Genomic DNA, 21,935 nt, shown 5'->3' on the forward strand with positions numbered 1-21,935 from the left:
CCTCTCAGGAAAGCGGCTTTTCGCCGACGGACAGCGCGACATCGCGCTGTTCGCCGCCGCGTACGACGCCGAGCGTCACCGAAGCGCCGGCGCTGTCGGGCCCGAGCCTGCGGATCAGGTCGCGCGGACCATGCACGGCCTCGCCGTTCCACGCTACGATGATATCGCCAAGAGAGAGGCCGGCAGCCTTGGCCGGGCCATCCTCGTCGAGGCTCATCACCATCGCGCCATGCGCGTCGCGGTCGCGCACCGGATGCAGGCCGGCGCCCAGATATCCACGCGCGACATGGCCCTTTTCGCGCAGCGTCGCGACCGCTCGCTCGATCGTCTCGTAAGGCATCACCAGCGCACGGTGACGCGGTCCGAACAAGAGCATGCCGATCAGTGCGCCCTTGGCGTCGAGCACCGGGCCACCCTCGAAGCGGCCGCCGGCACCGACCGCAAGATTGATGCGCCGGTCGATGCTGCCGCCGCGCATCGAGCGCCAGGCCGGACCGACCTCGCCGACCGAGCCCGACACGGCCAGAGCGGAACCGTCACTGTTGCCGATGGCGATGGCGACATTGCCGGGCCGCACCGCACCGGCCTTGGCCAACGGCGCTGCGTTGACGGCAGCAGCCGGCTTCAGCAGGGCAACGCCGGTCGAAGGATCGCGGCCGACGAGCTCGGCCTTCACCGTCTCACCCGAGGCCAACACCAGCTCGATCTCCTCGCCTGCCTCGACAGCCTCTTCGGCGGTGACGAAGTAGCCGTCACGCCAGTGGAAGGCGCTTGCCGTCCGATGCTGATGCGTGGCGAAACTTGCCGTTGCCGGTGCCGCCTTGGCGGCGAGATCGGCGATGGCTTCCGAAAACGCACTCAGATTGAAATCGCTCATGTTGGTCTCCTGGGTTTTCTCATGCCCCAGATATCGCTCGACAGCGCGCCCGAAGGTACTCGCCTGACGGCTAGTTGGCGGTTTGACTGGCCATCTGGTCAGGTCGCGGCCGGTCCAGCCGCTCCGCACATATAGTGCGTGTCGCCCAAAAGTGCTCAGCGGTTTTGGGACAACGGCGCGCAGGAAAAAATCGTCCTTGCGCCCGACAACATGGAACCCCGCCGATGGCCCGCCTCGCCCCGAAATTCGAAACTGACGACAGATTAGCCGACGGCACGCTGCTCGACGCCTATTCGACGACGGTTGCCGACGCGGTCGACCGCATCGGCCCTGCCGTCTGCCGCATCGAGCGCATCAGCGGTCAGGGCGGCCATGGCTCGGGCTTCGTCATCGCGCAGGACGGGCTGGTCGTCACCAATTTTCACGTCGTGGGCGACGCAAGAACGGTGCGCGTCTCGATGCCGGACGGCGCCTCGCGAGAAGGCCACGTGCTCGGCCGCGACCCGGACACCGACATAGCACTGGTGCGCGCCGACGGCAGCTTTGCCGATATCGCGCCGCTGGGCGATTCCAAGCGGCTGCGGCGCGGCCAGATCGCCATTGCCATCGGCAACCCCCTGGGCTTCGAGTGGACCGTCACCTCCGGCGTTGTCTCGGCGCTGGGGCGCTCGATGCGCGCCTCCACCGGCCGGCTGATCGACGATGTCATCCAGACCGATGCGGCGCTAAACCCCGGCAATTCCGGCGGACCGCTGGTTTCGTCGGCCGGCGAGGTCATCGGCGTCAACACCGCCATGATCCATGGCGCGCAAGGCATCGCCTTCGCCGTCGCTTCCAACACCGCCAACTTCGTCATTTCGGAGATCATTCGCTTCGGCCGCGTGCGCCGCGCCTTCATCGGCGTCTCGGCCGACACCACCAGTCTGCCACGCCGCGCCGCGCTTCTGTCGCAAGTGTCGAGCAAGACGGCGGTCCGGCTGCGCAGCGTCGAGAAGAACGGCCCGGCGGCAATAGCGGGTTTCAAGGAAGGCGACATCATCGCCGCCATCGATGGCCGCCCGGTCACCGGGGTCGACGATTTGGTGCGTATGCTCGACGCCGATCGCATCGGCCGCGAAACGCTGTGCACCGTCGTGCGCCGCACCGGCGTCAGCCAGGTGACGGTGACGCCGGTGGCAAGGGCTGGCTAGGGCTGACGCTCAGGCTCCCGCCGCCCCTTCCGCATATTGCGCCAGAAATTCCTCGCTCGGCGCAATCGGCTTGATGACGTCGATCAGCACGCCATTGGGATCCCTGGTGATGAAGTGGCGCTGGCCGAAGGGTTCGTCGCGCAGAGAGCGCAGGATCGGCAGGCCGGCGGCAAGGATCCGCTCATAGACCGCGTCCGGGTCGCGGACCTCGAAATTGATCAACAGGCCCGATGTGCGGCCCCGCCCCTCCTCAGGGATCGTCTCGTGGTCGCCTTGGACAATGCCGAGATTGACACGTTTGCTCTCCACCGATTGCAGATGCACGTACCAGCCGCTTTCAAACAGCGGCTGGAAGCCGAAATGCTCGACATAAAAAGCCGTTGTGCCGGCGACGTCGCCGGTCATCAGCACCGGATAATAGCTCGTGGTCTTCATCTTTCCTTCTCCCGTCTATTAACATACAGTCTGCATGTAGATTGAATTAACATACAGGCTGCATGTATGCAACAGGACTCCGCACGTCGCTCCAACCGCGACCGCACCGAGGCGACGCGCGCCGATCTGATCGCCGCTGCGCGAAAGTTGTTCACCGAAAAATCCTATGCAGAGACCGGCACGCCCGAGATTGTCGCCGCCGCCGGCGTCACGCGCGGCGCGCTCTATCACCATTTCGCCGACAAGCAGGCGCTGTTTGCCGCCGTGGTCGAGCAGGAGGCGGCAGCTGTCGCCGAGGAGATCGAGCACGCCTCGCCGCCCTCGCTCAATGCGCGCGACGCGCTGATTGCCGGTTCGTGTGCCTATCTCGCCGCCATGCGTGCGCCCGGCCGCACACGGCTGCTGTTGCTCGATGGGCCGGCCGTGCTTGGCCGCGCCGCCATGGACGAGATCGACAACCGTCACGGCAACCGCTCGCTGCGCGAAGGTCTGGTTGCGGCAATGCGGGCGCAGACGATGACGAGATTGCCGGCGGAGGCACTGACGGCGCTCTTTGCCGCTGCCTTCGACCGCGCCGCGCTCGCCATCGAAGCCGGCGAATCAGCGCAGGATTATCACGCCGTGCTCATAGCGCTGATCGATGGGCTGTCTCCGGCCCGTCTTCAGGCACCTCGCCCGGCTCGAACTCGTTGAAGCAGCCGAGTTGGCGCTTGAACTGATCGATCAGCCAGGCCGCTGCCGGCTTCGGGCTGCGATCGTTGCGGTGCATGGCAAACAAGGGAGAACTCACCTCCCTGAAGGACTCGAGATCGATTTCGACCAGCCGGCCGCTCGCCAGATCGTCGGCGATCAGCCAGCGCGGCAGCCCGCCCCAGCCCAACCCCTCGCGCATCAGCGTATGCTTGGTGCGCATGTCCGTCAGCCGCCAGGTGCGGTAGGCGTAGACGCCAAAGTCACGTCCCTTGGTGCGCTCCGACTGGTCGGTGACGACCAGCTGGGTGTGTTCGCGCGCATCCTCGATCGCCACCGGTTTTGGCAGCAAGGCCAGCGGGTGGGTGGGCGCGGCTGCCAGAACGATCGACATGAAGCCGATACGCACAAGATGCACGTCGACCTCGCCCAGCAGGCCGCCAATGCCAAGGTCGGCCTGGCCGCTGACGACGTGATCGGGGATCAAGCCAAGCGTACCAATGTGCACGCGTAACATCACCGTCGGAAACTGCGCCTCGAATGCCTTCAGCACTCGAACCAGCACCGGTGAGGGCAGCGCCGCGTCGACCGACAGCGCAATTTCAGCCTCAAGCCCCTGGTGATGGCTGTCGACGCGCGAGCGCATGCGCTGCAGCACGCCGATCATACGACGCGCATCTTCCAGCATCGCCCGCCCGATATCGGTCAGCTGCGGCTCGCGCGTACCCTCGCGCTCGAACAGCTTCAGGCCGAGCTGCGCCTCAAGATTGGCAATGCCGTAGCTGATGACGGATTGCGATCGGTTGAGCTTACGGCCGGCCGCCGAGAAGCTGCCGCTTTCGGCGACCGTCACCAGTATCTGAAGTTGGTCGAGCGTCGGGTTGGGCTGCATCGCTATATCTACTTTATGGATGGATCGTATAGAAATTATATCCGTTTATCGAATGGGTTGGTAGCCCCATATGTGCCGGGACAATTCATCACAACCCGCTGGAGAGCCAACATGTCCATTCTTCTTGTCACCTCAAGCCCGCGTGGCGCTGCTTCGCACTCGACCCGCATCGCCACCGAATTCGCCGAGAAACTGCTTGCCGCCGATCCGTCCAACACGCTCGTGGTGCGTGATCTCGTCGCCAACCCCCTGCCGCACATCGATGCCGACTATGCGACCGGCATCTATACGCCGGCCGAAGCCCGCTCTGAGCGTCAGGCCGAGGTGGTCGGCGTTTCCGATGTCGTGCTGGACGAGTTGTTCGCAGCGGATACGGTGATCCTCGCCACCGGCTTCATCAATTTCAACATCTCCTCGACGCTGAAGTCCTGGGTCGATCACATCGCCCGCTCCGGCAAGAGCTTTGCTTATGGCGAGAACGGCCCCAAGGGCCTCGTCACCGGCAAGAAGGTCTATATCGTGCTGGCTTCCGGCGGCATCTATTCGGAAGGTGCTGCCGTGCAGTTCGATCACGCCATTCCCTACCTGCGCGGCGTGCTCGGCTTCCTCGGCATGACCGATGTCGACGTCATTCGCATCGAAGGCGTCAGCATGGGGCCTGACGCGGTAGCATCGGCGCTCGCCAAGGCGACCGCAAAGGTCGACGCCGTAGTGGCCGCCACCCGGGATGTCGCGGCGGCAGCGTAAGTCACACCGATCATCTGGATTGAAAAAGGCAGGCGCGCCGCGCCTGCCTTTTTTCGTTCTAGCCAATCAGATGCCGCAACAGCCCCGCCGAAGCGACCCCGATCAGAACGGTCGGCAGCATGGACAGCCGCGTCGCCGCGATCAAAGTGATCGCCAGCGCCAGAAGGTCGGCCGGATTCCGCGACACGAAGGCAGGCGCGATCACCGAGATCAGCACGCAACCGGGCGCTGCCTCCATCACCGCCGTGGCACGCGCACTGAGCGTGCGGTTGCGCAGCAAGACATAGCCGCCGATCCGCGTCAGGTAGGTAACGCCGGCCATCAGCACGATGGCAAGCACGGTCGTTGCGTCGATCATACATCACCTGCCATCAGCCAGGCCGCGACCAGCCCCGACACCGCACCGGCGGCGACATACCAGGCGCCCGGGATGAAGAGATAAAACAGTGCCGCGACGACGAGGCTGACCAGCCAGGGCCGCGCCGCCGCCATGCCCGTCCACATGCCGCGCATCAGCACCAGGAAGACGGCCGGGAACGCCATTTCGAAACCGTAGGTCCCGACGTCGCCGAGCATCGGGCCGAGCAAGGTACCCAGCGTGGTGAAGGCCACCCAGGTGAGATACATCGCCAATGCCGCGCCCATGTAGTAGCGCGGGCTGAAGGCCGGCGTGATGCCGGCAGCCCTGCGCTGCCTGGAGTCGGCCAAGCCCAGCGCCCAGCTTTCGTCGCACATCAAGAACAGCGCCGGAAAGACCTTGCGCCGCGGCAGGGAGCGCAGGAACGGCGCCAGCGCCGCCCCCATCAGCAAATGACGGCTGTTGACCAGGAAGGTGATGGCGACGATGAGCACGACGTGCGGCGGCGAGGTCCACAACTGGATCGCCGCGAATTCCGAACCGCCGGCAAAATTCAGTCCCGTCATTGCCGACAGTTCGACAACGCTCAAGCCTCTCTGCGCGGCCTGGGCGCCAAGCACCAGCGCGTAGGGGATGGTGCCGAACAGGATCGGCGCGCATGACGCCACGCCGCGCCGGAATTCGGATCCGGTGCCATCGCCCGCCGTCTCGACTTCCTGTGTAATGCTCATGGTTATCCATCGGCTGGCCTCGCGGCCGCCTCTTCCCTGCGGTTGAAATCAACTGATGTCGCGGCAAACATACCGATATCGGCCCGCAATTTGGTTGCAAAGATCGTTGTGTTTCACGGAATTTTGGCATTTGGTGTCACCAATCACCGAATAAATGGAATCAAACGCCATGAAACTTGACGAGATCGACAGACGGATCCTGCGGGCGCTGCAACGCGACGGCCGCATGGCCAACAACGATCTGGCCAATGAGGTCGGGCTTTCGCCTTCACCTTGCCTGCGGCGCGTGAAGCTGCTGGAGGAAGCCGGCATCATCGACCGCTATGTGGCAGTGCTCAACCCGGCCAGCATCGGCAAGGGCCTGACCTTCTTCACCCGGATCTGGCTGAAGGCACAGGACGAGGACACGATCGAGCATTTCGCCACCGAAGTCGCCAAGCTGCCGCAGGTGATGGAGTGCTATCTGATGCTCGGCGACTGCGATGCCATGGTGCGCGTGGTGGCGGCCGGCATCGATGATTATCGCCGCTTCCAGTCGGAGCATCTGAGCCGCATCAAGGGCGTGCAGAACGTCAAGACGGACGTTCCCAGCCAGACGATCAAATACACGTCGGAACTGCCGATCTGACGCATGCCGCCCAAAAGTGCGAAGCGGTTTCAGGATAATGACGTGCGTCCAAAAAAGGACCACCGAAAAACAGCGCCGTTCAGACTGGATAAAAAATGCAACCGGATTGTAGGATCGGCCTCGATGCCAGCGTCCTTCGGATGCAAGCAGCGTGCAGCGCTGCCCTCTGGCATGGGAGATTTGAATGAGCCTTTCCTATCGTTGGGTCATCGTCGCCGCTGGCGCGCTGATGTCCTGTGTCGCCATCGGAACAATGTTTTCGCTGGCGATCTTCCTTGAGCCGATGGCGATCGACACCAACTGGTCGCGCGCCGGCATTTCGAGCGCCATGACGCTCAACTTCCTGGTGATGGGCCTTGGCGGCTTCGCCTGGGGCGCCCTGTCGGACCGTTTTGGGGCCCGCATCGTCGTGACGATCGGGGCGGTACTGCTCGGGCTGGCGCTGGTGCTGGCCAGCCGCGCCGGCTCGCTCCTCACCTTCCAGATCACCTATGGCGTGCTGGTCGGCCTCGCCGCCAGCGCCTTCTTTGCGCCGATGATCGCATTGACCACCGGCTGGTTCGACACCAACCGCAGCCTTGCGGTATCGCTGGTCTCGGCCGGCATGGGCGTGGCGCCGATGACGATCTCGCCCTTCGCCCGCTGGCTGATCTCGGCCTATGACTGGCGCACTGCCATGTTCGACATCGGCATCACGGCTTGGGTGCTGCTGTTGCCGGCCGTGCTGCTGGTCCGCCAGCCACCGAAGCCAGCCGTCGCTGACACTGGTTCCGCGCCGGCTGCCGATGGTGCCGGCCTGACGGTCGGCCAGGCGCTGCGCTCGCCGCAGTTCATCGTGCTGGGGCTGACCTTCTTCGCCTGCTGCGCCGCGCATTCCGGGCCGATCTTCCACATGGTCAGCTATGCCGTGCTATGCGGCGTCGCCCCAATGGCGGCCGTTTCGATCTACAGTGTCGAGGGCCTTGCCGGCCTCGGCGGGCGGCTTTTCTACGGCGTGCTTGCCGATCGCCTGGGCGTCAAGCCGGTACTGATCTCGGGCCTCGCGATCCCGGCGATCGTCATCGCCGCCTATCTCTCGATCAGCCGGCTCGAGCAGTTCTATATGCTGGCCGTCATCTTCGGCGCCACCTATGGCGGCGTCATGCCGCTCTACGCGGTGCTGGCGCGCGAATATTTCGGCCAACACATCCTCGGCACCGTGTTCGGCGCCGCCACCATGCTGTCCAGCCTCGGCATGGCGCTCGGACCTCTGGCCGGCGGCATGGTGTTCGATGCCTACGCCAACTATTCCTGGCTGTTCATCGGCTCGGCCCTCGTCGGGCTTGGTGCGGTCGGCATCGCCATCGCCTTCCCGCCGCTGCCGCGCAGGGAGCTGCAGCCGGCTTAGTCTTCGGCCGGATCGAGTTCCGACCGGACAGGCCAGGCGCGCCATGAGCCTGGCCTGTCCGGCGCGATTGCAGGCGTTTGAGCCGGGGCACGCGGCGCCGCCACGGCCAGGTCCATTTTAAGGCCTTGACCAACCTCTTACTTCACCGTGATGGACATACCGCTGAGATCGGCGTTGACCTGCAGGCCTACCTGCTTGCCTGACAGTTCGAGCTGGGCGCCCTTGTCATTGGTCATGACGATCACCTGAGCCCCTTTGCCGAGCGTGCCGCCGCCGCCCGCCGCGCCGTATACGCCTGTCACATCCCGGGCGCGCCTGATATGGCGCACGGTGCCTTGGAAATACGTCTTGGAGACCCCGAAGGCGAGGCCGCCCGAGACGCCGGCGACCGAGATGGGGTAGCGACGACCATGGAAGGTCAGCGTGCCCTCGCCTCCGGATCCACCCACGAAGAAGGCCGCCTTGTAGACGGCAAAGCGGATCGTGCCGCTGTCGGCATGCGCGGCGCCGGAAACGCTGACTGCCCCTGCCGCGATGACGGCAACCGCGAGTGAACGAATTCTGGACGAAATCATGATAGGAACTCCTCAAGGTGGCCGCTTGCCCAACGGCTGGGCTCGTCAGCGTTTTGTCGAAGTTACAATTGAACAGTCTCACCCGTCATTGGTTCCAGGCACTCGCACTGGTCGTGCGCCATACCCGATGCCCAACTAGGAAATGGACAGGATCTCAAGTTCGCACGGCCCCAGTTGGACAAAGTCGCCAACGGTTTTGCCGGTCAGCGCGATGCCAACCGGAGAACCATGCGAAATCGAAGCTTGAGACGGGTTTGCCTCATCCTCGCCGACGATGCGGAAGGTCTGGATGCGGCCATCATCACGCTTGAAAGTGACCGTGTGCCCGAAGGCGATCACTTCATTGGACGTGGGCACCGACATAAGTTGAGCTGTACGGACGCGCTCGGCATAATAGCGCATATCTCGAACCGGAACCGCCGACTGCCGTCGCCTCTCATTGACATCCTCCAGCATGCTGGCGGCCTCGAGAGCCTGCTGAGCGCCAGCCAATTCATCCTGCAGCATCTTGAGGCCCGCCTCCGTGACGAGGTTGATCCGATCGGAGACAGGGCGAGCCGGCAGGATCGTTTCCGATGCTGCCTCAGCACTTTCCTCCTTGGCGAATGCTACGCTCAATTGTCGAGACTCTCTGCTTGCCGCCTACTGCCGTCATTCGAGAAACTGGTGGCGGATTTCCGCCTCCTGCGGGGGCTGACGTTTGTCGCCACGACCAATCCCGTCCCTATCCGAAAATCCGCTCGCCCTGCTCGTCGACCAATTGAATGCCCTTCTTGATCGAGATGTCGACGGCATCGTCGAGCCCGGCGAAGCGGTCGGCGCGGATGAATTTGTGTTCCTTCAGCACACCGTCGACCTCCTTGGAGACGACGCCGCAGGTCTGGTACTGGCCGTCCGCCTTGTAGGGCGTGGCGCTGATCAGAAAACCCTTGTGCTCGACCTGCTTGGCTGGTGCCGCGTTTTTTGGTTCGGCCGCTTCATTGCCGCCACCACCGCCGAAAAGACGCTTCAGAAAAGACATCGGGCTTCCTCCAACAGCATTCATCCCACACCATGTAGCGTGGCGCGGGATGAATTTCACTATCGGTCCTTGCCCCAGCGGGCAAGGGCTGCGTCCGGCCGTGCCGGCGGACCTTACTTGTGCGACAGCGCTTCCAGCGCCTCGGCTGCAGCTTCGAGGATGGCGATCGCCTCGGCCTGCTTGTCGGCCGGGGCATCGACGAAGTCGCCGAGAGCCGCGCGCAGCCGGTGGCGCACGGCACGGAACTCGTCGCGTGCTTGCGAACGGCCACCACGACCGCCACGACGGCCGCCCTCGTCGCTCTCGTCGTTCCAGCCGAACCACTCGCGCGCCTTGGCCATCTTGAGGCCGAAACGCTCGAGATGGTCGAGCACGCTGTCGATCATCTCGCGGTTGTCGGCAAGATGCGCCTGCCCCGCCTCGGTGATCGAGAATACCTTCTTGTTGCCGTCGGCGGCGGAGGCGGCGTAGCCGGCCTCTTCCAGGAAGGTCAGCGTCGGGTAGACCACGCCCGGGCTCGGGCTGTAGATGCCGCTGGTGCGTTCCTCCAGCGCCTTGATGATGTCGTAGCCGTGGCGCGGCGCCTCGGCCAGCAGCGACAGCGTGATCAGTTTGAGGTCGCCGTCGGCCAGCATTCGTCCGGCACGGAATATGTCGCCGGGGCCGCCGCGTCCACCGCCACGACCACCGTGCCCGAACGGGCCGAAGCCGCCGCCCCCTCTGCCACCAAATTTGCCGGCCATGTGCATGAACATGCGCTCGCCGAAATGATTGTGCTTGTGCATTGATTGCTCCTTGAGTTGTATCTTACGATATATCTTAATTAGGCGCATGCTGCAGGGAAGTCAAGATATATCTTACGATGTATCTGACTGCGTTGCCAGCGATTTGATGTCGATGGAACAAAACGCAACAGGGGTGTTGAGTGCTCGACGAGGCGACGCGCGAAATTGTTGGCTGCCCCGCCGGTGGTCTTTGCGAACGCAATGCTGCCCGCGAAGCAAGGATTACCAGCGACCCTTGCGCCGGTTCCAGGCATAGAGCAGGTCGGCGAACCGATCATAGGCAAAGCGTGTCAGCGGCAAAACGAGGGGATTGCCGAACAAAGTCGCCAGCCAGCCCTCGCCCGGCGTGACCTTCCACACGGCGATCGCCACATCGGCCCCGACCAGCAGTTGGCCACCAGCGTCGGTGGCGTGCAGCCGGCGGCGGATATCCTCGAGGGACGCGCCGTATGCGGCAAGCGCTGCCGGTTCAAGGTTGATGTCGCGGAATTCGATCCGTCCGGCCTTGACCGCTTCGATCAGCCGCCGCTTCTGCCTGCTGATGCCTGTATCGCAAACCGGACAGCGCGTGTTGTACCAGACGGTCAGCATAGTCTCGGCATTTGTTTGGTAACGCAACCTGAAGGACCACAAACGATCGGGCGCCGTCAAGACGTCGCTCGATCGGTTGCGTGCGAACGAGACTACCCTCGGACCAGTCGGTTCCGGCCCTTTCACCACAGAGCCTATCCGAGCGAGGTGATGATCTCGCGGTAGGCTAATTCGGGAAAGGCCTTCAGCGTCCGCGTCCTGACATTGCCGGCCGCCGCCAGCATCAACGAGAAACGCGCCAGGACCGCGTCGTCGGGGGCTTCGACCACCGCCACCATGTCGTATTCGCCCATGGTCAGGTAGAAAGCCTTGAACGATCCGCCCATGTCTCCCAGCTGCTTCCTGGCGGCGTCGAGCCGCTTCGGCGAATCGCGAACGTTTCTGGCGCCCTGCTCGGTCCAGTTCATCAGCACGATGTAACTTGTCATGGCACACCTCCCTCCGGCGCCACGGAGCACGGCGGCTTGGCCGGGGCGGGCATCCGGGTTGTCGCCCAAAAAATGCATCCGACGCCGAATTATCCTCCCGAAGGGTGCGAGCCGCAAGAGCACGCGCCCCTGTACGAAAAAGGGCGCCAGTGGCGCCCTTGAACTCTTTGATCTCGGCAGGTTTTAGCTGTCCAGGAAGCTGCGCAGCTTGCGGCTGCGGCTCGGGTGCTTGAGCTTGCGCAGTGCCTTGGCCTCGATCTGGCGGATGCGCTCGCGCGTGACCGAGAACTGCTGGCCGACTTCTTCCAGCGTATGGTCGGTGTTCATGCCGATGCCGAAGCGCATGCGGAGCACACGTTCCTCGCGCGGCGTCAGCGAGGCCAGCACGCGCGTGGTGGTCTCGCGCAGATTGGCCTGGATCGCCGCGTCGATCGGCAGGATCGCCATCTTATCCTCGATGAAATCGCCCAGATGCGAATCCTCCTCGTCGCCGACCGGCGTTTCGAGCGAGATCGGCTCCTTGGCGATCTTCAGCACCTTGCGCACTTTTTCGAGCGGCATGGCGAGCTTTTCGGCCAGCTCTTCCGGCGTCGGCTCGCGACCGATCTCGTGCAGCATCTGGCGCGAGGTGCGCACGATCTTGTTGATCGTCTCGATCATGTGCACCGGGATGCGGATGGTGCGTGCCTGATCGGCGATCGAACGGGTGATCGCCTGCCTGATCCACCATGTCGCGTAGGTCGAGAACTTGTAGCCGCGGCGGTATTCGAATTTGTCGACCGCCTTCATCAGGCCGATATTGCCTTCCTGGATCAGGTCGAGGAACTGCAGGCCGCGATTGGTGTATTTCTTGGCGATGGAGATGACGAGGCGCAGATTGGCCTCGACCATTTCCTTCTTGGCGATCGCGGCTTCGCGCTCGCCCTTCTGCACCTGGTTGACGATCTTGCGGAATTCCAGGATCGAGATCGCCGTTTCGGTGGCGAGGTTCTGGATCTCGGCGCGCAGGTCCCTGATCGCGTCCTTCTCGTTCTTGGTGAATTCCTTCCAGCCGCGCGAGGTCAGGTTGCCGATCGCGCGCGTCCAGTTCGGGTCGAGTTCGGAACCCTGATATTCCTTCAGGAACTCCTCGCGGCGCACGCCGTAGCTTTCGGCGAGCCTGAGCAGCTTGCCCTCGTTCTGCACCAGGCGCTTGTTGATGTCGTAGAGCTGCTCGACCAGCGCCTCGATGCGCGCCGTGTTGAGCGACAGCGACTTCACCGCCTTGATCAGCTGGTCCTTCAGCTCTTTCAGCCGGCGGTCCTGGCTGGGCGACAGAGTGCCGGCGGCGGCCAGACGGTTCTCGACCTGCTGGTCCTGCAGCTTGCGCAGCTTCTTGTAGGTGTCGGCGATGACGTCGAGCGTCTCCATCACCTGCGGGCGCAGTTCCGCTTCCATGGCCGCCAGCGAAAGGCTCGCTTCGTCCTCGTCTTCCTCGTCGTCATCGACCAGCCCGCGCGTATCGGCGGCGACATTGGTGACGTCGTCTTCCTCGTCGCGCGAACGGCGCGGCTTGTCCTCGACCTTGGCTTCCTCGATGCGCTCGACCACCGGCGCCTGCTTGGCTTCGGGTCCGGCATAGGTGGCTTCGAGATCGATGATCTCGCGCAGCAGGATCTTCGATTCGTTGAGCTCGTCACGCCAGATGATGATGGCCTGGAAGGTCAGCGGGCTTTCGCACAGGCCCGCGATCATCGTCTCGCGGCCGGCCTCGATGCGCTTGGCGATGGCGATTTCGCCCTCGCGCGACAGCAACTCGACCGAGCCCATCTCGCGCAGATACATGCGCACCGGATCGTCGGTGCGGTCGGTCGGTTCTTTCTTCGTCGTGGTGGCGGCAACGGCCGTGCCGGTCTGCTCGGCCAGCTCGTTGGCGTCTTCCTCGGCATCGGCCGCGGTGTCGGCGGCCTCGGGCTCCTCACCCTGCTCGTCGTCCTCGACCACGTTGATGCCCATGTCGGACAGCATCGCCATCGTGTCCTCGATCTGCTCGGAGGTTACTTCCTCGGAGGGCAGCACCGAATTCAGCTCGTCCATCGTGACATAGCCGCGCTTCTTGGCGGCCTTGATCATCTTCTTGACAGCATCATCGGAAAGGTCGAGCAGAGGGCCATCGGTGGCGCCTTCGCGTTCGGTTTCGACCTCTTCCTTTTCCTTTGTCGCCATAGTCTTTTTCTTCTCCTAGCGGCCGAACATCAAAGCCGCGTAAGCTGTCGGACCAGTCAAATCGGATGCGCTCGCTTATGAACGCGGTTCACCGGGCCAGTAACTGCATCAACTCGTCGTTTGGTGCATGTCGTTGTCCCCAAAACCGGTTTCCTTTTGGGCGACACGCATTAAGTCCAGATTAACCCTGGTATCTGTGGCAGGCAGGCTGCCTGTCCAGTGACCAGTACCCCCACATCGCTTATTTCCCGTCGACGCGGGTTCGGGTTAACGTTTCGAATCGTCCTGATTCCGTCATTCTGCCAGAAGGTCAAGCGCCTCTCGCATGATTCGCCTTAAAAAAGCGAATCAATTACCCGACTTAGCCCGCCGCGCACCATTTGGACGCGCAACGCCTCACTGTCATTCTCTTGCGAGGCCCGTTCCGCTCCTTGGATCGGAAAGGCCTTGTCATTCTTGGTGGAAGCATGATCTTCTCCGAAAACCGGTTCCCGCTTTTCGGGATCATGCCTTAAGCCCGCCCGGCCCTGCCCGAGGACACACCGAATCCTTCGATCAGCGCTTCCGTTGCCTGTACATCCTGAAATTGCGCCTGAATTTCGATCAGGTGCCGGTAATTTTCGTCTGTGGGATCAGTAGCGAGCGCCGCTTCCGCCTGTTTCAGCTCCTTATGTAAGGTGCGCGCGCTGCGCTGCAAGTGCAGTGCCTGGCTGAAAGCGTCGCGGGCATCGTCAAGGGCGGCGGTCTCCAATGCCGGCCATTGCCGCATTCGCCGGATCAGGCCGACGGCACGCTCCCAGATCTCGGCGCAGCCGGCGCGTTCGATCGTCGCTATAACGGCCTGACGGTCATTCGCCATGTCATGCGCCATTGCATCGAGGATCGCGCCATGCAGCCGCCTCAGGTCCGAGTTGCCAAGATCGAGAAACTCGATATGGGCGAAATTCTCGNTCGAGGATCGCGCCATGCAGCCGCCTCAGGTCCGAGTTGCCAAGATCGAGAAACTCGATATGGGCGAAATTCTCGTCGATCAGCGCCGGATGGTTGACCAATGCGACGATGATCGTCGCCTCGCGCACCGACATCCCCTCGCTGCCGCGCTTGACCAGTGCCGACTGGCCAAGGCTTTCGGTGATGGCGATGCGGCCGCCACCGCTCTTGGCGAACTGACCGCCGGGCGCGGCGGCCTTGCCCTGGCCCGGTCGTCCATCCTGGCGTCCTTGCCTGGTGCTGCGCTGGGAGCCGAAAAAGCTCAGCACGCGTTCGCGCATCTCCTGCTGATAATGGTAGCGCAGACTTTCGTCGCGGATGCGGCTGGTCAGCTCGCGCAGCGTCTTCTCGAGTTCGGCCCGCCGCTCCGGCGTGTCGAAGACGCCGCCCGCCGTCTCACGCATCCACAACAGATCGACCAGCGGTCGCGCCTCGGCCAGCACGATGCGAAACGCATCCGGTCCGTCGGCCTTGACCAGATCGTCGGGATCCTTGCCTTCCGGCAGCAGCGCGAAGCGCGCCGAGCGCCCGGCCTGCACCGACGGCAGCGCCATGTCGGCGGCCCGCCACGCTGCCTTGAGCCCGGCCTTGTCGCCGTCGAAACACAGCATCGGCTCCGGCGCCATGCGCCAAAGCAGCTCGAGCTGGTTCTCGGTGAGCGCGGTGCCGAGCGGCGCCACGACATTCTCGAAGCCGGCCTGCGCCAGCGCGATGACGTCCATATAACCTTCGACGGCGATGACCGTGCCGCCCTTGGCCAGGGCCCCCTTTCCCATCGCTTGGCGGGCGCGGGCGAAATTGTAGAGCACATCGCCCTTGTGGAAGAGCTCGGTGTCGGGCGAGTTCATGTATTTGGCCAGCGCATCCGGCTGCAGCGCGCGCCCGCCGAAAGCGATGATCTTGCCGCGCGAATCCGGGATCGGGAACATGATGCGGTCGCGGAACCAGTCATAGGAAACCGGGATGTCGTCGCCGTGGCGCACCAATCCGCAGGCCTCGATATCGGCCTTGGGAATGCCCTTGGCGGCGAGATGCTCCTTCAGCGCATTGCGGCTGTCGGGTGCGAAACCGAGCCGGAACGATTGCTGTGTCGCCGGTGTCAGGCCGCGATCGCGCAGATAGGCACGGGCTTTTGCGCCTTCCGGCCCCTGCAGCCGCTCCTGGAAGAAGGTGGTCGCCATCTCCATGACATCGGTCAGGCTGGCGCGTTCCTTTTCGCGCCGCTCCTCCTGGGCATCGCGAACCGGCATCGGCACGCCAGCCATGTCGGCGATCTTCTCGACCGCTTCGGGAAAGCTCATTCCATCGAGTTCGGTGAGGAACTTGAAATGATCGCCCGACACCGAGCAGCCGAAACAATGGTAGCGACCCTTCTTGTCCTCGCAGTGGAAGGACGGGCTTTTCTCGCCATGGAACGGGCAGCAGGCCCAATAGTCGCCGCGCGGCGCGTTGGTCTTCTTCCTGTCCCACGCAACGCGCTGGCCGATAAGCTGGGAAATCGGCACGCGGTCGCGTATCTCGTCGAGGAAGGCGGGTGGGAAGCGCATCGGGGAACTCGTTTCCCCACCATATAATCATGCCCGCGAAATCCGACGACCCCTAATGCGGGCCGTACCCGGTTTCCACAGGGCAAAAAGAAAGGCGGCCGTTGCGGGTCGCCTCCCTTTCAATGCCCGGTAAGCTGCCGGTTACTGCGCGGCAAGCGCGCCGAAGATGACGCCGGAGAGGATGCCGACCAGCACGTAGTCGTTGCCGACGCGGATCCATTCCTGACCGCGACCGGGACGATGCAGGCCGTACCGGCCATAATCGCGGATCGGTTGGTGACGCTTCCAGCTGGAATATTTCTGGCCATTGCGCCAATGGCTGCGCTTCACGACGACCTTCTTCTTCACCACGACGCGCTTACGCACGTCGACATGCTTGCCGGGCTTCTGCCAGTCGACCTGGCTGTAGTTCGACTGCGGCGCGACCGGCGCATTCAGCGACGCGGCCTGGCCGGTGAATGACGTGGCGGCCAGCATCGAGAAAGCGAGGGCCGAAAGGATAATGCGTTTCATGAGAAGTCTCCTTGGTTTTCGACATCAGAGGAATGGCGGGACATCGATGAACCGAAACTGAACGCCTGCATTACAATTGTGTAATGAATTCATCTATTTATCCGAGAGAGTTGGACATCCTCGCAAAATCAAGAGCCCAAACGCGCGGCAAACTTGGCCGATCCGCCGCCCCACAGCGGCTTGGCAATGCAACCATTTGCGCCTCAATCCATTTTCCGACACCGCCTGTCGCGGCCTGTCGCGCGGCAACGGCCATTAAAATCGACAATATTTTATTATCCGGCTAAAATATTCGAGTATTATCGGCGACTGCCATGAACATGATTCGTAACCCCGCTTTTCATCCCGCCCGCCACGCTGGCCGCGTTGCGCGCCCTGTTCGCATGCGTGCGGCAAGATGAGCGGCTCCGTCGTTCTTCTGCATCTGGCCGGCGCCGTGGCGCTGATGCTGTTTGCCACCCGCATGGTCAAGACCGGCGTCGAGCGCGCCTATGGCGACGTGCTGCGCCATCGTCTGCGCGCCACCATGCGCAATCCGGTCATGGCGGTGCTGGCCGGCACCGGCCTCGCCATCGCGTTGCAGAGCTCCACCGCCGTCACGCTTCTGGTCGGCTCCTTCGCCGGCTCCGGCATCGTCTCGGGCGCCGCGGGCCAGCTTGCCGTGCGCGGCGCCGAGATCGGCTCGGCGCTGGTGGTCAAGCTGCTGACCTTCGATCTCACCCTGCTGGTGCCGCTCTGCCTGATCACCGGCACGGTGATGTTCATGGCTACCGAGCGCCGCGATTGGCGCCAGTCCGGCCGCATCCTGGTCGGCATCGGTCTTCTGATCCTGTCGCTGGAAATGATCGGCCAAGCATCGGAGCCGTTGCGCAACAGCCAGCTCCTGCCGGTCATCATCAACTACTTCTCGACTGATTCCATCACCGCCTACCTGTTGGCGGCGCTGATCACCTGGCTGTTCCAGTCGAGCATCGCGGCGGTTCTGTTGATGGCGACGCTCGCCGGCCGCGGCCTGATCACGCCGGAACTCGGCGTCGTCCTCATCCTCGGCGTCAATCTCGGCTCCTCGATCATCGCGCCGATGCTGACCCGCTCGTCGAGCCCCGAAGTGCGCGTCGTGCCGGTCGGCAATCTCCTGATGCGCGGGCTTGGCTCTCTGGTCATGCTGATCCTGGTCATGATCTTCAGGCCGCACTTCGCCTTTCTTGGTTCGACGGCCGCGGACCAGATCGTCAACGCCCACATCCTGTTCAATGTGCTGATCCTGCTCGCCGGGCTGCCGCTGGCCGGCTTCGTCTATCGCGCTTCCGAAAAGATTGTCGCGCTTGGCATCAAGCCAGTGCCGGCCGCCTCGCTCGATGTCGTCGAGCTATCCGCGCTTAACGAGAGCGCTCTCGACGTGCCAAGCCAGGCGCTAGCCAATGCCACGCGCGAAGTGGTGCGGGTCTGCGAGACAGTCGAGATCATGTTGAAGCGCATCATCGAACTTTATGAAAGTACCGACGCCGACAAGATCAAGGCGCTGGCTGCACTCGACGACCGCGTCGACAGAAAGCACGCCGCGATCAAGCTCTATCTGGCCAAGCTTACCAGGAATTCGCTGACCGAGGACGAGGCGTTGCGCTGCCAGGAGCTGATCGGCGCCTGCGTCAAGCTGGAGCAGGTCGGCGATATCATCGTGCGCAACATGCTGGTGCATGTGAAGAAGAAGTTCGAGCGCGGACTGGAATTCACCGACGAAGGCTGGAGCGAGTTGTTCGCCTTCCACAGCTCGGTGCTCGCCAATGCACGGCTGGCCTTCAACGTCCTGGTTTCGCGCGACCCCGAGACAGCCCGCCAGCTGGTGCTGGAAAAGGACCGGCTGCGCGATCGCGAGAAGGAAACCAGCGCCAGTCATTTCGTACGACTGCGCGACGGCACCGCCAAAAGCGTCGAGACCAGTTCGATCCATCTCGACACCATCCGCGACCTGAAGCAGATCAACTCGCTGCTGGCCTCGATGGCCTATCCGGTGCTCGAAGAGCGCGGCCTGCTCACCGGGTCGCGGCTGAAGGCGAGCTGATCCACGACACCATCAGGTGCCGTGCGCCCTTCTGCGGCAAAATACCTTTGCTCTGTTTCCTCCAGTCGGGATAAGGGTTCATTAGCCCAGCCTTTCGGAGGAAATCGATGGATACCCACTCACGCAGTTTTGCCAAGGCGCTCTCCTGGCGCGTGACCGGCACCATCGACACGATGATCATTTCGCTGGTCGTGACGGGAAGCGTCAAGCTCGCCGCGACAATCGGCCTGACCGAGGTCGCCACCAAATCCTTGCTCTACTATGCCCATGAACGCGCCTGGCTGAGAATTCCCTACGGGCGCTAGACCGTAGCATAGCGGCGTTCGCGCGACCGACCCGGCGCGCCCTCACCGGCTGTCACGCCAGCAGGTTGCGTTGGGTCTCGATCAAGAAAACCTAAACCGGCGCCAACAATTTCTGAATTGTCCGCGACGCCCGTCCGTGGTTTGACGCCTGCAATCGAGGATCCAATTCCGGCCATGTCGCTTCCGCTCATCGCCCTGTTCATCGCCGCCTTTGCCTTCGGCACCACTGAATTCGTGATTGCCGGAGTGCTGCCGCAAGTGGCGCAAGGGCTCGGCGTTTCGGTTCCCTCCGCCGGTTATCTCGTCTCCGGCTATGCCTGTGGCATCGCCGTCGGCGGCCCGCTGCTGGCGCTCGCCACCAAGTTGCTGTCGCGCAAGAACTTGCTGCTTGGCCTCGCCGTCGCCTTCACCATCGGCCAGGCCGCCTGCGCGCTGGCGCCCGACTTCACCTCGATGCTGCTGTTGCGCATTGCCGTCGCGGTCGCGCACGGCGCCTATTTCGGCGTCGCCATGGTCGTCGCCGTCGGTCTTGTGCGCGAGGATCAACGCGGCATGGCGGTTGCCGTCATCCTGTCCGGCCTTACTGTCTCCAACGTCATCGGCGTGCCCGCCGGCACCGCGATAGGCAACATCTGGGGCTGGCGCGCCACCTTCTGGGTGATGTGCGCGCTGGGCGTGGCGGCAACGCTTGCCATGGCAGCGCTGCTGCCGCGCACCACCGGATCGTCGGCGAGGCCCGCCGGCTTTGCCCGCGAGGTTCGCGTGCTGGCCCGCCAGCAGGTCTGGACCTCGCTGATCCTGATGTTGATGCTGATGATCGGCCAGTTCGGCCTGTTCACCTACATCACTCCGACACTGCTGGAGGTCACCGGGCTCGACGAGGGCTGGGTGCCGTGGGTGCTGCTGCTCAATGGCGTCGGCGCCACGCTAGGCGTTTTCCTCGGCGGCAAGCTCTCCGACTGGAAGCTGATGCCGTCGCTGATCTCGATGCTGGCCCTGCAGGCGGCGACGCTAGCCGTCATCTATGTCGTCAGCCCCTTTCCCCTGCCGATGGTCGTCGCGATCGTCGTCTGGGGCGGCCTCAACTTCGCCATCGGCACACCGATCCAGACCCGCATCCTGGCCTGGACGGCGGACGCCTCGAACCTCGCTTCGTCGCTCATTCCGTCCGGCTTCAATGTCGGCATCGCGCTTGCCGCGTCGCTGGGCGCCGCCACGCTCAATGCCGGATTTGGCTATCGCAGCCTGCCGCTGCTCGGTGCCGTCGCCATGCTGGTCGCGGTCGCGGTGGCGCTCGCCTCTTATGTCTGGGAAGGACGCAGCAAAGCCACGCCGCCGCTGACGGCCCCAGCGGAGTAGAGCTCGAACAAAGCCCTGATCCGCGCCAGGATCGCCGCCCACAGGCCGCCGACGATGGTGGTGACCAGGAACACCGCCTTCAGCCCCAGCGTCAGGGTGATGTTCTGTCCGATATCGGCCATCATCGCACGCGACAGTCTTACCACGCACACGAGGTCCATGCCCTGGCCATGCAGGATCGCCGCATCCGCCGTTTCGACGGCGGTTCGCGCCGAGATGGGCATCCCTTGTCGTTGTTCGGGGCGGCGTCGCGGCGCAGCGATTGTTCCCCGGAACAAATCAGCAATCCGAAAGTTGGCGGTGATGTGAATAGGTGAAGGAGGGTCGTGCCATCGCCGGTTGGTTTGAAGGCTGACTTCCGCTTTCAGGTATTCCGCAGATGAAGATAGCCCAGATCGCACCTCTGATCGAGTCGGTACCGCCGAGGCTTTATGGAGGAACTGAGCGTATCGTTTCCTATTTGACGGAAGAGCTGGTTCGACAGGGCCACGAAGTGACGTTGTTCGCCAGCGGCGATTCAAGCACCTCGGCCGAACTGGTCGCGTGTTGCAATGTTGCACTACGGCTGAACCCTAGCGCCCAGAACCATGTTCCGTATCACGTCATGATGCTTGAAAAGGTTCGCAGACGGGCGAATGAATTCGATGTGCTGCATTTTCACGTCGATGTTCTCCACTTTCCAATGATCCGTGAGTTCGCGCGGCGAACCGTTACCACCCTACATGGCCGGCTCGACCTTCCGGACCTGGCGCAACTTTACGCGATGTTCGACGACCTTCCACTGGTCTCGATTTCCAATGACCAGCGCCGGCCCATGCCACCGGTCGATTGGCTCGGAACAGTTTATCACGGCCTGCCGCCCGACATTCTCCCCTTCCGGCCGAAAGCCTCGGGTTATCTGGCGTTCCTTGGCCGAATCTCACCGGAAAAGGGGCCGGAAGCCGCGATAGAAATCGCAGCGCGCGCCGGGATGCCGCTGAAGATCGCCGCCAAAATCGACGCGGTGGACCAATCATTTTGGACTGAGAAGGTCGAACCCAAGGTGCTTCGACATTCGAACGTCGAGTTCGTTGGCGAGATCGATGAACGGCAGAAGGCAGATTTTTTGGGCGGAGCGACAGCGCTGCTGTTTCCGATCGACTGGCCCGAACCGTTCGGCCTTGTAACCATCGAGGCAATGGCCTGCGGCACCCCGGTGATAGCCTTCAACCGCGGCGCCGTTCCAGAGGTCATCGACGATGGAGTGTCCGGACTGATCGTGGAAGGTGTTGGCGAAGCTGTCGAGGCCGTCCGGCGGGTAGGCGATCTCGATCGTGCACGGGTGCGGGAAATTTTCGAAAAGCGGTTCACGGTTGGACGCATGTGCCGCGACTACATGGCGGTCTACCGCTTGCTCGCGGGCACCAGGCGACTTGCACCTGGCCCCCAAAATGGCTGCGCTGCGGATGCGGCTGCGATGGTCGTGGCCAAGCCGGCCGCCTAGAACCGATGGTTCGAACCGCGTTTGATCGAGCCGAAAGAGCGAAAGTTGCCAATCATTCGCCAAGAATTCGAACCACGCTATCCGCGACCGCACGCCCGAGTACGGGACTGATGCGAATATTGTTGATGAGGGAGGT

General features: G+C 63.2%; 23 protein-coding genes and 1 pseudogene. 9 read left to right on the forward strand and 15 right to left on the reverse strand.

The window, feature by feature from the left end; genetic code table 11:
• Nucleotides 1-4 precede the first annotated feature (4 nt).
• Complete coding sequence (locus X744_RS145290; RefSeq protein ID WP_023761819.1) at nucleotides 5-877, reverse strand: S1C family serine protease; 873 nt, start codon at nucleotides 875-877, stop codon at nucleotides 5-7.
• Nucleotides 878-1,101: 224 nt separating this feature from the next.
• Between X744_RS145290 and X744_RS145285 the strand changes: the two genes are divergently transcribed.
• On the forward strand, nucleotides 1,102-2,067 hold the full coding sequence (locus tag X744_RS145285; protein ID WP_023761820.1) for a trypsin-like peptidase domain-containing protein: 966 nt from the start codon (nucleotides 1,102-1,104) through the stop codon (nucleotides 2,065-2,067).
• A gap of 9 nt (nucleotides 2,068-2,076) precedes the next feature.
• On the opposite strand, the gene X744_RS145280 is transcribed toward X744_RS145285, so the two are convergent.
• Nucleotides 2,077-2,502: a VOC family protein gene (locus tag X744_RS145280; RefSeq protein WP_023761821.1), complete on the reverse strand. Its 426-nt coding sequence runs from the start codon at nucleotides 2,500-2,502 to the stop codon at nucleotides 2,077-2,079.
• A 66-nt stretch (nucleotides 2,503-2,568) separates the two neighbouring features.
• On the opposite strand from X744_RS145280, the gene X744_RS145275 reads away from it, so the two are divergent.
• Entirely contained in the window at nucleotides 2,569-3,195 is a 627-nt protein-coding gene (locus X744_RS145275) for a TetR/AcrR family transcriptional regulator (protein ID WP_023761822.1), read from the forward strand.
• Here X744_RS145275 and X744_RS145270 read toward each other — a convergent pair.
• Nucleotides 3,128-4,084 (reverse strand): LysR family transcriptional regulator, encoded by a 957-nt coding sequence (locus X744_RS145270; protein ID WP_023761823.1) that lies wholly within the window; start codon nucleotides 4,082-4,084, stop codon nucleotides 3,128-3,130. The genes X744_RS145275 and X744_RS145270 overlap by 68 nt on opposite strands.
• A 111-nt stretch (nucleotides 4,085-4,195) precedes the next feature.
• Here X744_RS145270 and X744_RS145265 point away from each other — a divergent pair, with 111 nt between their 5' ends.
• A complete protein-coding gene (locus tag X744_RS145265; RefSeq protein WP_023761824.1) occupies nucleotides 4,196-4,831 on the forward strand; it encodes an FMN-dependent NADH-azoreductase in 636 nt (211 codons plus the stop codon).
• A 58-nt stretch (nucleotides 4,832-4,889) separates the two neighbouring features.
• Here X744_RS145265 and X744_RS145260 read toward each other — a convergent pair whose 3' ends face one another.
• Both X744_RS145260 and X744_RS145255 read right to left on the reverse strand, forming a co-directional pair.
• Nucleotides 4,890-5,189, reverse strand: a complete 300-nt coding sequence (locus X744_RS145260) for an AzlD family protein (RefSeq protein ID WP_023761825.1) — start codon at nucleotides 5,187-5,189, stop codon at nucleotides 4,890-4,892.
• Nucleotides 5,186-5,920 carry an AzlC family ABC transporter permease gene (locus tag X744_RS145255; protein WP_023761826.1) on the reverse strand — a complete coding sequence of 245 codons (735 nt, stop codon included), beginning with the start codon at nucleotides 5,918-5,920 and terminating at the stop codon, nucleotides 5,186-5,188. Before X744_RS145255 ends, X744_RS145260 begins: the two co-directional genes overlap by 4 nt.
• A gap of 169 nt (nucleotides 5,921-6,089) precedes the next feature.
• Between X744_RS145255 and X744_RS145250 the strand changes: the two genes are divergently transcribed.
• Complete coding sequence (locus tag X744_RS145250; protein ID WP_023761827.1) at nucleotides 6,090-6,548, forward strand: Lrp/AsnC family transcriptional regulator; 459 nt, start codon at nucleotides 6,090-6,092, stop codon at nucleotides 6,546-6,548.
• A 184-nt stretch (nucleotides 6,549-6,732) separates the two neighbouring features.
• Nucleotides 6,733-7,935 carry an MFS transporter gene (locus X744_RS145245; RefSeq protein ID WP_023761828.1) on the forward strand — a complete coding sequence of 401 codons (1,203 nt, stop codon included), beginning with the start codon at nucleotides 6,733-6,735 and terminating at the stop codon, nucleotides 7,933-7,935.
• A gap of 137 nt (nucleotides 7,936-8,072) precedes the next feature.
• Here X744_RS145245 and X744_RS145240 read toward each other — a convergent pair whose 3' ends face one another.
• The 9 genes and pseudogenes from X744_RS145240 to X744_RS145205 all read right to left on the reverse strand — a co-directional run bounded on the left by X744_RS145240 (nucleotide 8,073) and on the right by X744_RS145205 (nucleotide 16,590).
• Entirely contained in the window at nucleotides 8,073-8,513 is a 441-nt protein-coding gene (locus tag X744_RS145240; protein ID WP_023761829.1) for a hypothetical protein, read from the reverse strand.
• A gap of 132 nt (nucleotides 8,514-8,645) precedes the next feature.
• Nucleotides 8,646-9,128 (reverse strand): transcription elongation factor GreA, encoded by a 483-nt coding sequence (greA, locus tag X744_RS145235; protein WP_023761830.1) that lies wholly within the window; start codon nucleotides 9,126-9,128, stop codon nucleotides 8,646-8,648.
• A gap of 106 nt (nucleotides 9,129-9,234) precedes the next feature.
• A complete protein-coding gene (locus X744_RS145230; RefSeq protein ID WP_023761831.1) occupies nucleotides 9,235-9,531 on the reverse strand; it encodes an HlyU family transcriptional regulator in 297 nt (98 codons plus the stop codon).
• Between the two features lie 113 nt (nucleotides 9,532-9,644).
• Complete coding sequence (locus X744_RS145225) at nucleotides 9,645-10,316, reverse strand: PadR family transcriptional regulator (RefSeq protein WP_023761832.1); 672 nt, start codon at nucleotides 10,314-10,316, stop codon at nucleotides 9,645-9,647.
• A 222-nt stretch (nucleotides 10,317-10,538) separates the two neighbouring features.
• A complete protein-coding gene (locus X744_RS145220; RefSeq protein ID WP_023761833.1) occupies nucleotides 10,539-10,907 on the reverse strand; it encodes a DCC1-like thiol-disulfide oxidoreductase family protein in 369 nt (122 codons plus the stop codon).
• A gap of 134 nt (nucleotides 10,908-11,041) precedes the next feature.
• Nucleotides 11,042-11,335: a GYD domain-containing protein gene (locus X744_RS145215; protein WP_023761834.1), complete on the reverse strand. Its 294-nt coding sequence runs from the start codon at nucleotides 11,333-11,335 to the stop codon at nucleotides 11,042-11,044.
• A gap of 183 nt (nucleotides 11,336-11,518) precedes the next feature.
• Nucleotides 11,519-13,540 carry an RNA polymerase sigma factor RpoD gene (gene rpoD / locus X744_RS145210; RefSeq protein ID WP_023761835.1) on the reverse strand — a complete coding sequence of 674 codons (2,022 nt, stop codon included), beginning with the start codon at nucleotides 13,538-13,540 and terminating at the stop codon, nucleotides 11,519-11,521.
• A gap of 511 nt (nucleotides 13,541-14,051) precedes the next feature.
• A pseudogene (gene dnaG, locus X744_RS01000000170200) lies at nucleotides 14,052-16,077 on the reverse strand (DNA primase).
• A gap of 141 nt (nucleotides 16,078-16,218) precedes the next feature.
• Entirely contained in the window at nucleotides 16,219-16,590 is a 372-nt protein-coding gene (locus tag X744_RS145205) for an RcnB family protein (RefSeq protein ID WP_023761836.1), read from the reverse strand.
• A gap of 397 nt (nucleotides 16,591-16,987) precedes the next feature.
• On the opposite strand from X744_RS145205, the gene X744_RS145200 reads away from it, so the two are divergent.
• The 3 genes from X744_RS145200 to X744_RS145190 all read left to right on the forward strand — a co-directional run bounded on the left by X744_RS145200 (nucleotide 16,988) and on the right by X744_RS145190 (nucleotide 20,316).
• Complete coding sequence (locus X744_RS145200; RefSeq protein WP_023761837.1) at nucleotides 16,988-18,652, forward strand: Na/Pi cotransporter family protein; 1,665 nt, start codon at nucleotides 16,988-16,990, stop codon at nucleotides 18,650-18,652.
• Between the two features lie 107 nt (nucleotides 18,653-18,759).
• Nucleotides 18,760-18,957, forward strand: coding sequence for a DUF2061 domain-containing protein (locus X744_RS145195; RefSeq protein WP_023761838.1), 198 nt, complete (start codon nucleotides 18,760-18,762; stop codon nucleotides 18,955-18,957).
• A 174-nt stretch (nucleotides 18,958-19,131) separates the two neighbouring features.
• Nucleotides 19,132-20,316, forward strand: coding sequence for an MFS transporter (locus X744_RS145190; protein WP_023761839.1), 1,185 nt, complete (start codon nucleotides 19,132-19,134; stop codon nucleotides 20,314-20,316).
• Here the strand turns inward: X744_RS145190 and X744_RS1000000174600 are convergent.
• On the reverse strand, nucleotides 20,259-20,540 hold the full coding sequence (locus X744_RS1000000174600; RefSeq protein ID WP_023761840.1) for a hypothetical protein: 282 nt from the start codon (nucleotides 20,538-20,540) through the stop codon (nucleotides 20,259-20,261). The two genes, X744_RS145190 and X744_RS1000000174600, sit on opposite strands and share 58 nt — an antisense overlap.
• A 155-nt stretch (nucleotides 20,541-20,695) precedes the next feature.
• Here X744_RS1000000174600 and X744_RS145185 point away from each other — a divergent pair, with 155 nt between their 5' ends.
• Nucleotides 20,696-21,799, forward strand: coding sequence for a glycosyltransferase family 4 protein (locus tag X744_RS145185; RefSeq protein WP_023761841.1), 1,104 nt, complete (start codon nucleotides 20,696-20,698; stop codon nucleotides 21,797-21,799).
• The last annotated feature ends 136 nt before the right edge of the window (nucleotides 21,800-21,935 follow it).

It is taken from the genome of Mesorhizobium sp. LNHC252B00, from assembly GCF_000502955.1.
GTDB lineage: Bacteria > Pseudomonadota > Alphaproteobacteria > Rhizobiales > Rhizobiaceae > Mesorhizobium.

What these genes read in the sequence shown, in the direction of transcription:
- X744_RS145200 (WP_023761837.1), top strand. Translation starts at nt 16,988, where the DNA reads ATGAGCGGCTCCGTCGTTCTTCTGCATCTGGCCGGCGCCGTGGCGCTG.
- X744_RS145250 (WP_023761827.1), top strand. Translation starts at nt 6,090, where the DNA reads ATGAAACTTGACGAGATCGACAGACGGATCCTGCGGGCGCTGCAACGC.
- X744_RS145260 (WP_023761825.1), bottom strand. Translation starts at nt 5,189, where the DNA reads ATGATCGACGCAACGACCGTGCTTGCCATCGTGCTGATGGCCGGCGTT.
- X744_RS145290 (WP_023761819.1), bottom strand. Translation starts at nt 877, where the DNA reads ATGAGCGATTTCAATCTGAGTGCGTTTTCGGAAGCCATCGCCGATCTC.
- X744_RS145230 (WP_023761831.1), bottom strand. Translation starts at nt 9,531, where the DNA reads ATGTCTTTTCTGAAGCGTCTTTTCGGCGGTGGTGGCGGCAATGAAGCG.
- X744_RS145280 (WP_023761821.1), bottom strand. Translation starts at nt 2,502, where the DNA reads ATGAAGACCACGAGCTATTATCCGGTGCTGATGACCGGCGACGTCGCC.
- X744_RS145265 (WP_023761824.1), top strand. Translation starts at nt 4,196, where the DNA reads ATGTCCATTCTTCTTGTCACCTCAAGCCCGCGTGGCGCTGCTTCGCAC.
- X744_RS145205 (WP_023761836.1), bottom strand. Translation starts at nt 16,590, where the DNA reads ATGAAACGCATTATCCTTTCGGCCCTCGCTTTCTCGATGCTGGCCGCC.
- X744_RS1000000174600 (WP_023761840.1), bottom strand. Translation starts at nt 20,540, where the DNA reads ATGCCCATCTCGGCGCGAACCGCCGTCGAAACGGCGGATGCGGCGATC.
- X744_RS145285 (WP_023761820.1), top strand. Translation starts at nt 1,102, where the DNA reads ATGGCCCGCCTCGCCCCGAAATTCGAAACTGACGACAGATTAGCCGAC.
- X744_RS145275 (WP_023761822.1), top strand. Translation starts at nt 2,569, where the DNA reads ATGCAACAGGACTCCGCACGTCGCTCCAACCGCGACCGCACCGAGGCG.
- X744_RS145245 (WP_023761828.1), top strand. Translation starts at nt 6,733, where the DNA reads ATGAGCCTTTCCTATCGTTGGGTCATCGTCGCCGCTGGCGCGCTGATG.
- X744_RS145270 (WP_023761823.1), bottom strand. Translation starts at nt 4,084, where the DNA reads ATGCAGCCCAACCCGACGCTCGACCAACTTCAGATACTGGTGACGGTC.
- X744_RS145185 (WP_023761841.1), top strand. Translation starts at nt 20,696, where the DNA reads ATGAAGATAGCCCAGATCGCACCTCTGATCGAGTCGGTACCGCCGAGG.
- X744_RS145190 (WP_023761839.1), top strand. Translation starts at nt 19,132, where the DNA reads ATGTCGCTTCCGCTCATCGCCCTGTTCATCGCCGCCTTTGCCTTCGGC.
- X744_RS145195 (WP_023761838.1), top strand. Translation starts at nt 18,760, where the DNA reads ATGGATACCCACTCACGCAGTTTTGCCAAGGCGCTCTCCTGGCGCGTG.
- X744_RS145220 (WP_023761833.1), bottom strand. Translation starts at nt 10,907, where the DNA reads ATGCTGACCGTCTGGTACAACACGCGCTGTCCGGTTTGCGATACAGGC.
- rpoD (WP_023761835.1), bottom strand. Translation starts at nt 13,540, where the DNA reads ATGGCGACAAAGGAAAAGGAAGAGGTCGAAACCGAACGCGAAGGCGCC.
- X744_RS145225 (WP_023761832.1), bottom strand. Translation starts at nt 10,316, where the DNA reads ATGCACAAGCACAATCATTTCGGCGAGCGCATGTTCATGCACATGGCC.
- X744_RS145255 (WP_023761826.1), bottom strand. Translation starts at nt 5,920, where the DNA reads ATGAGCATTACACAGGAAGTCGAGACGGCGGGCGATGGCACCGGATCC.
- X744_RS145215 (WP_023761834.1), bottom strand. Translation starts at nt 11,335, where the DNA reads ATGACAAGTTACATCGTGCTGATGAACTGGACCGAGCAGGGCGCCAGA.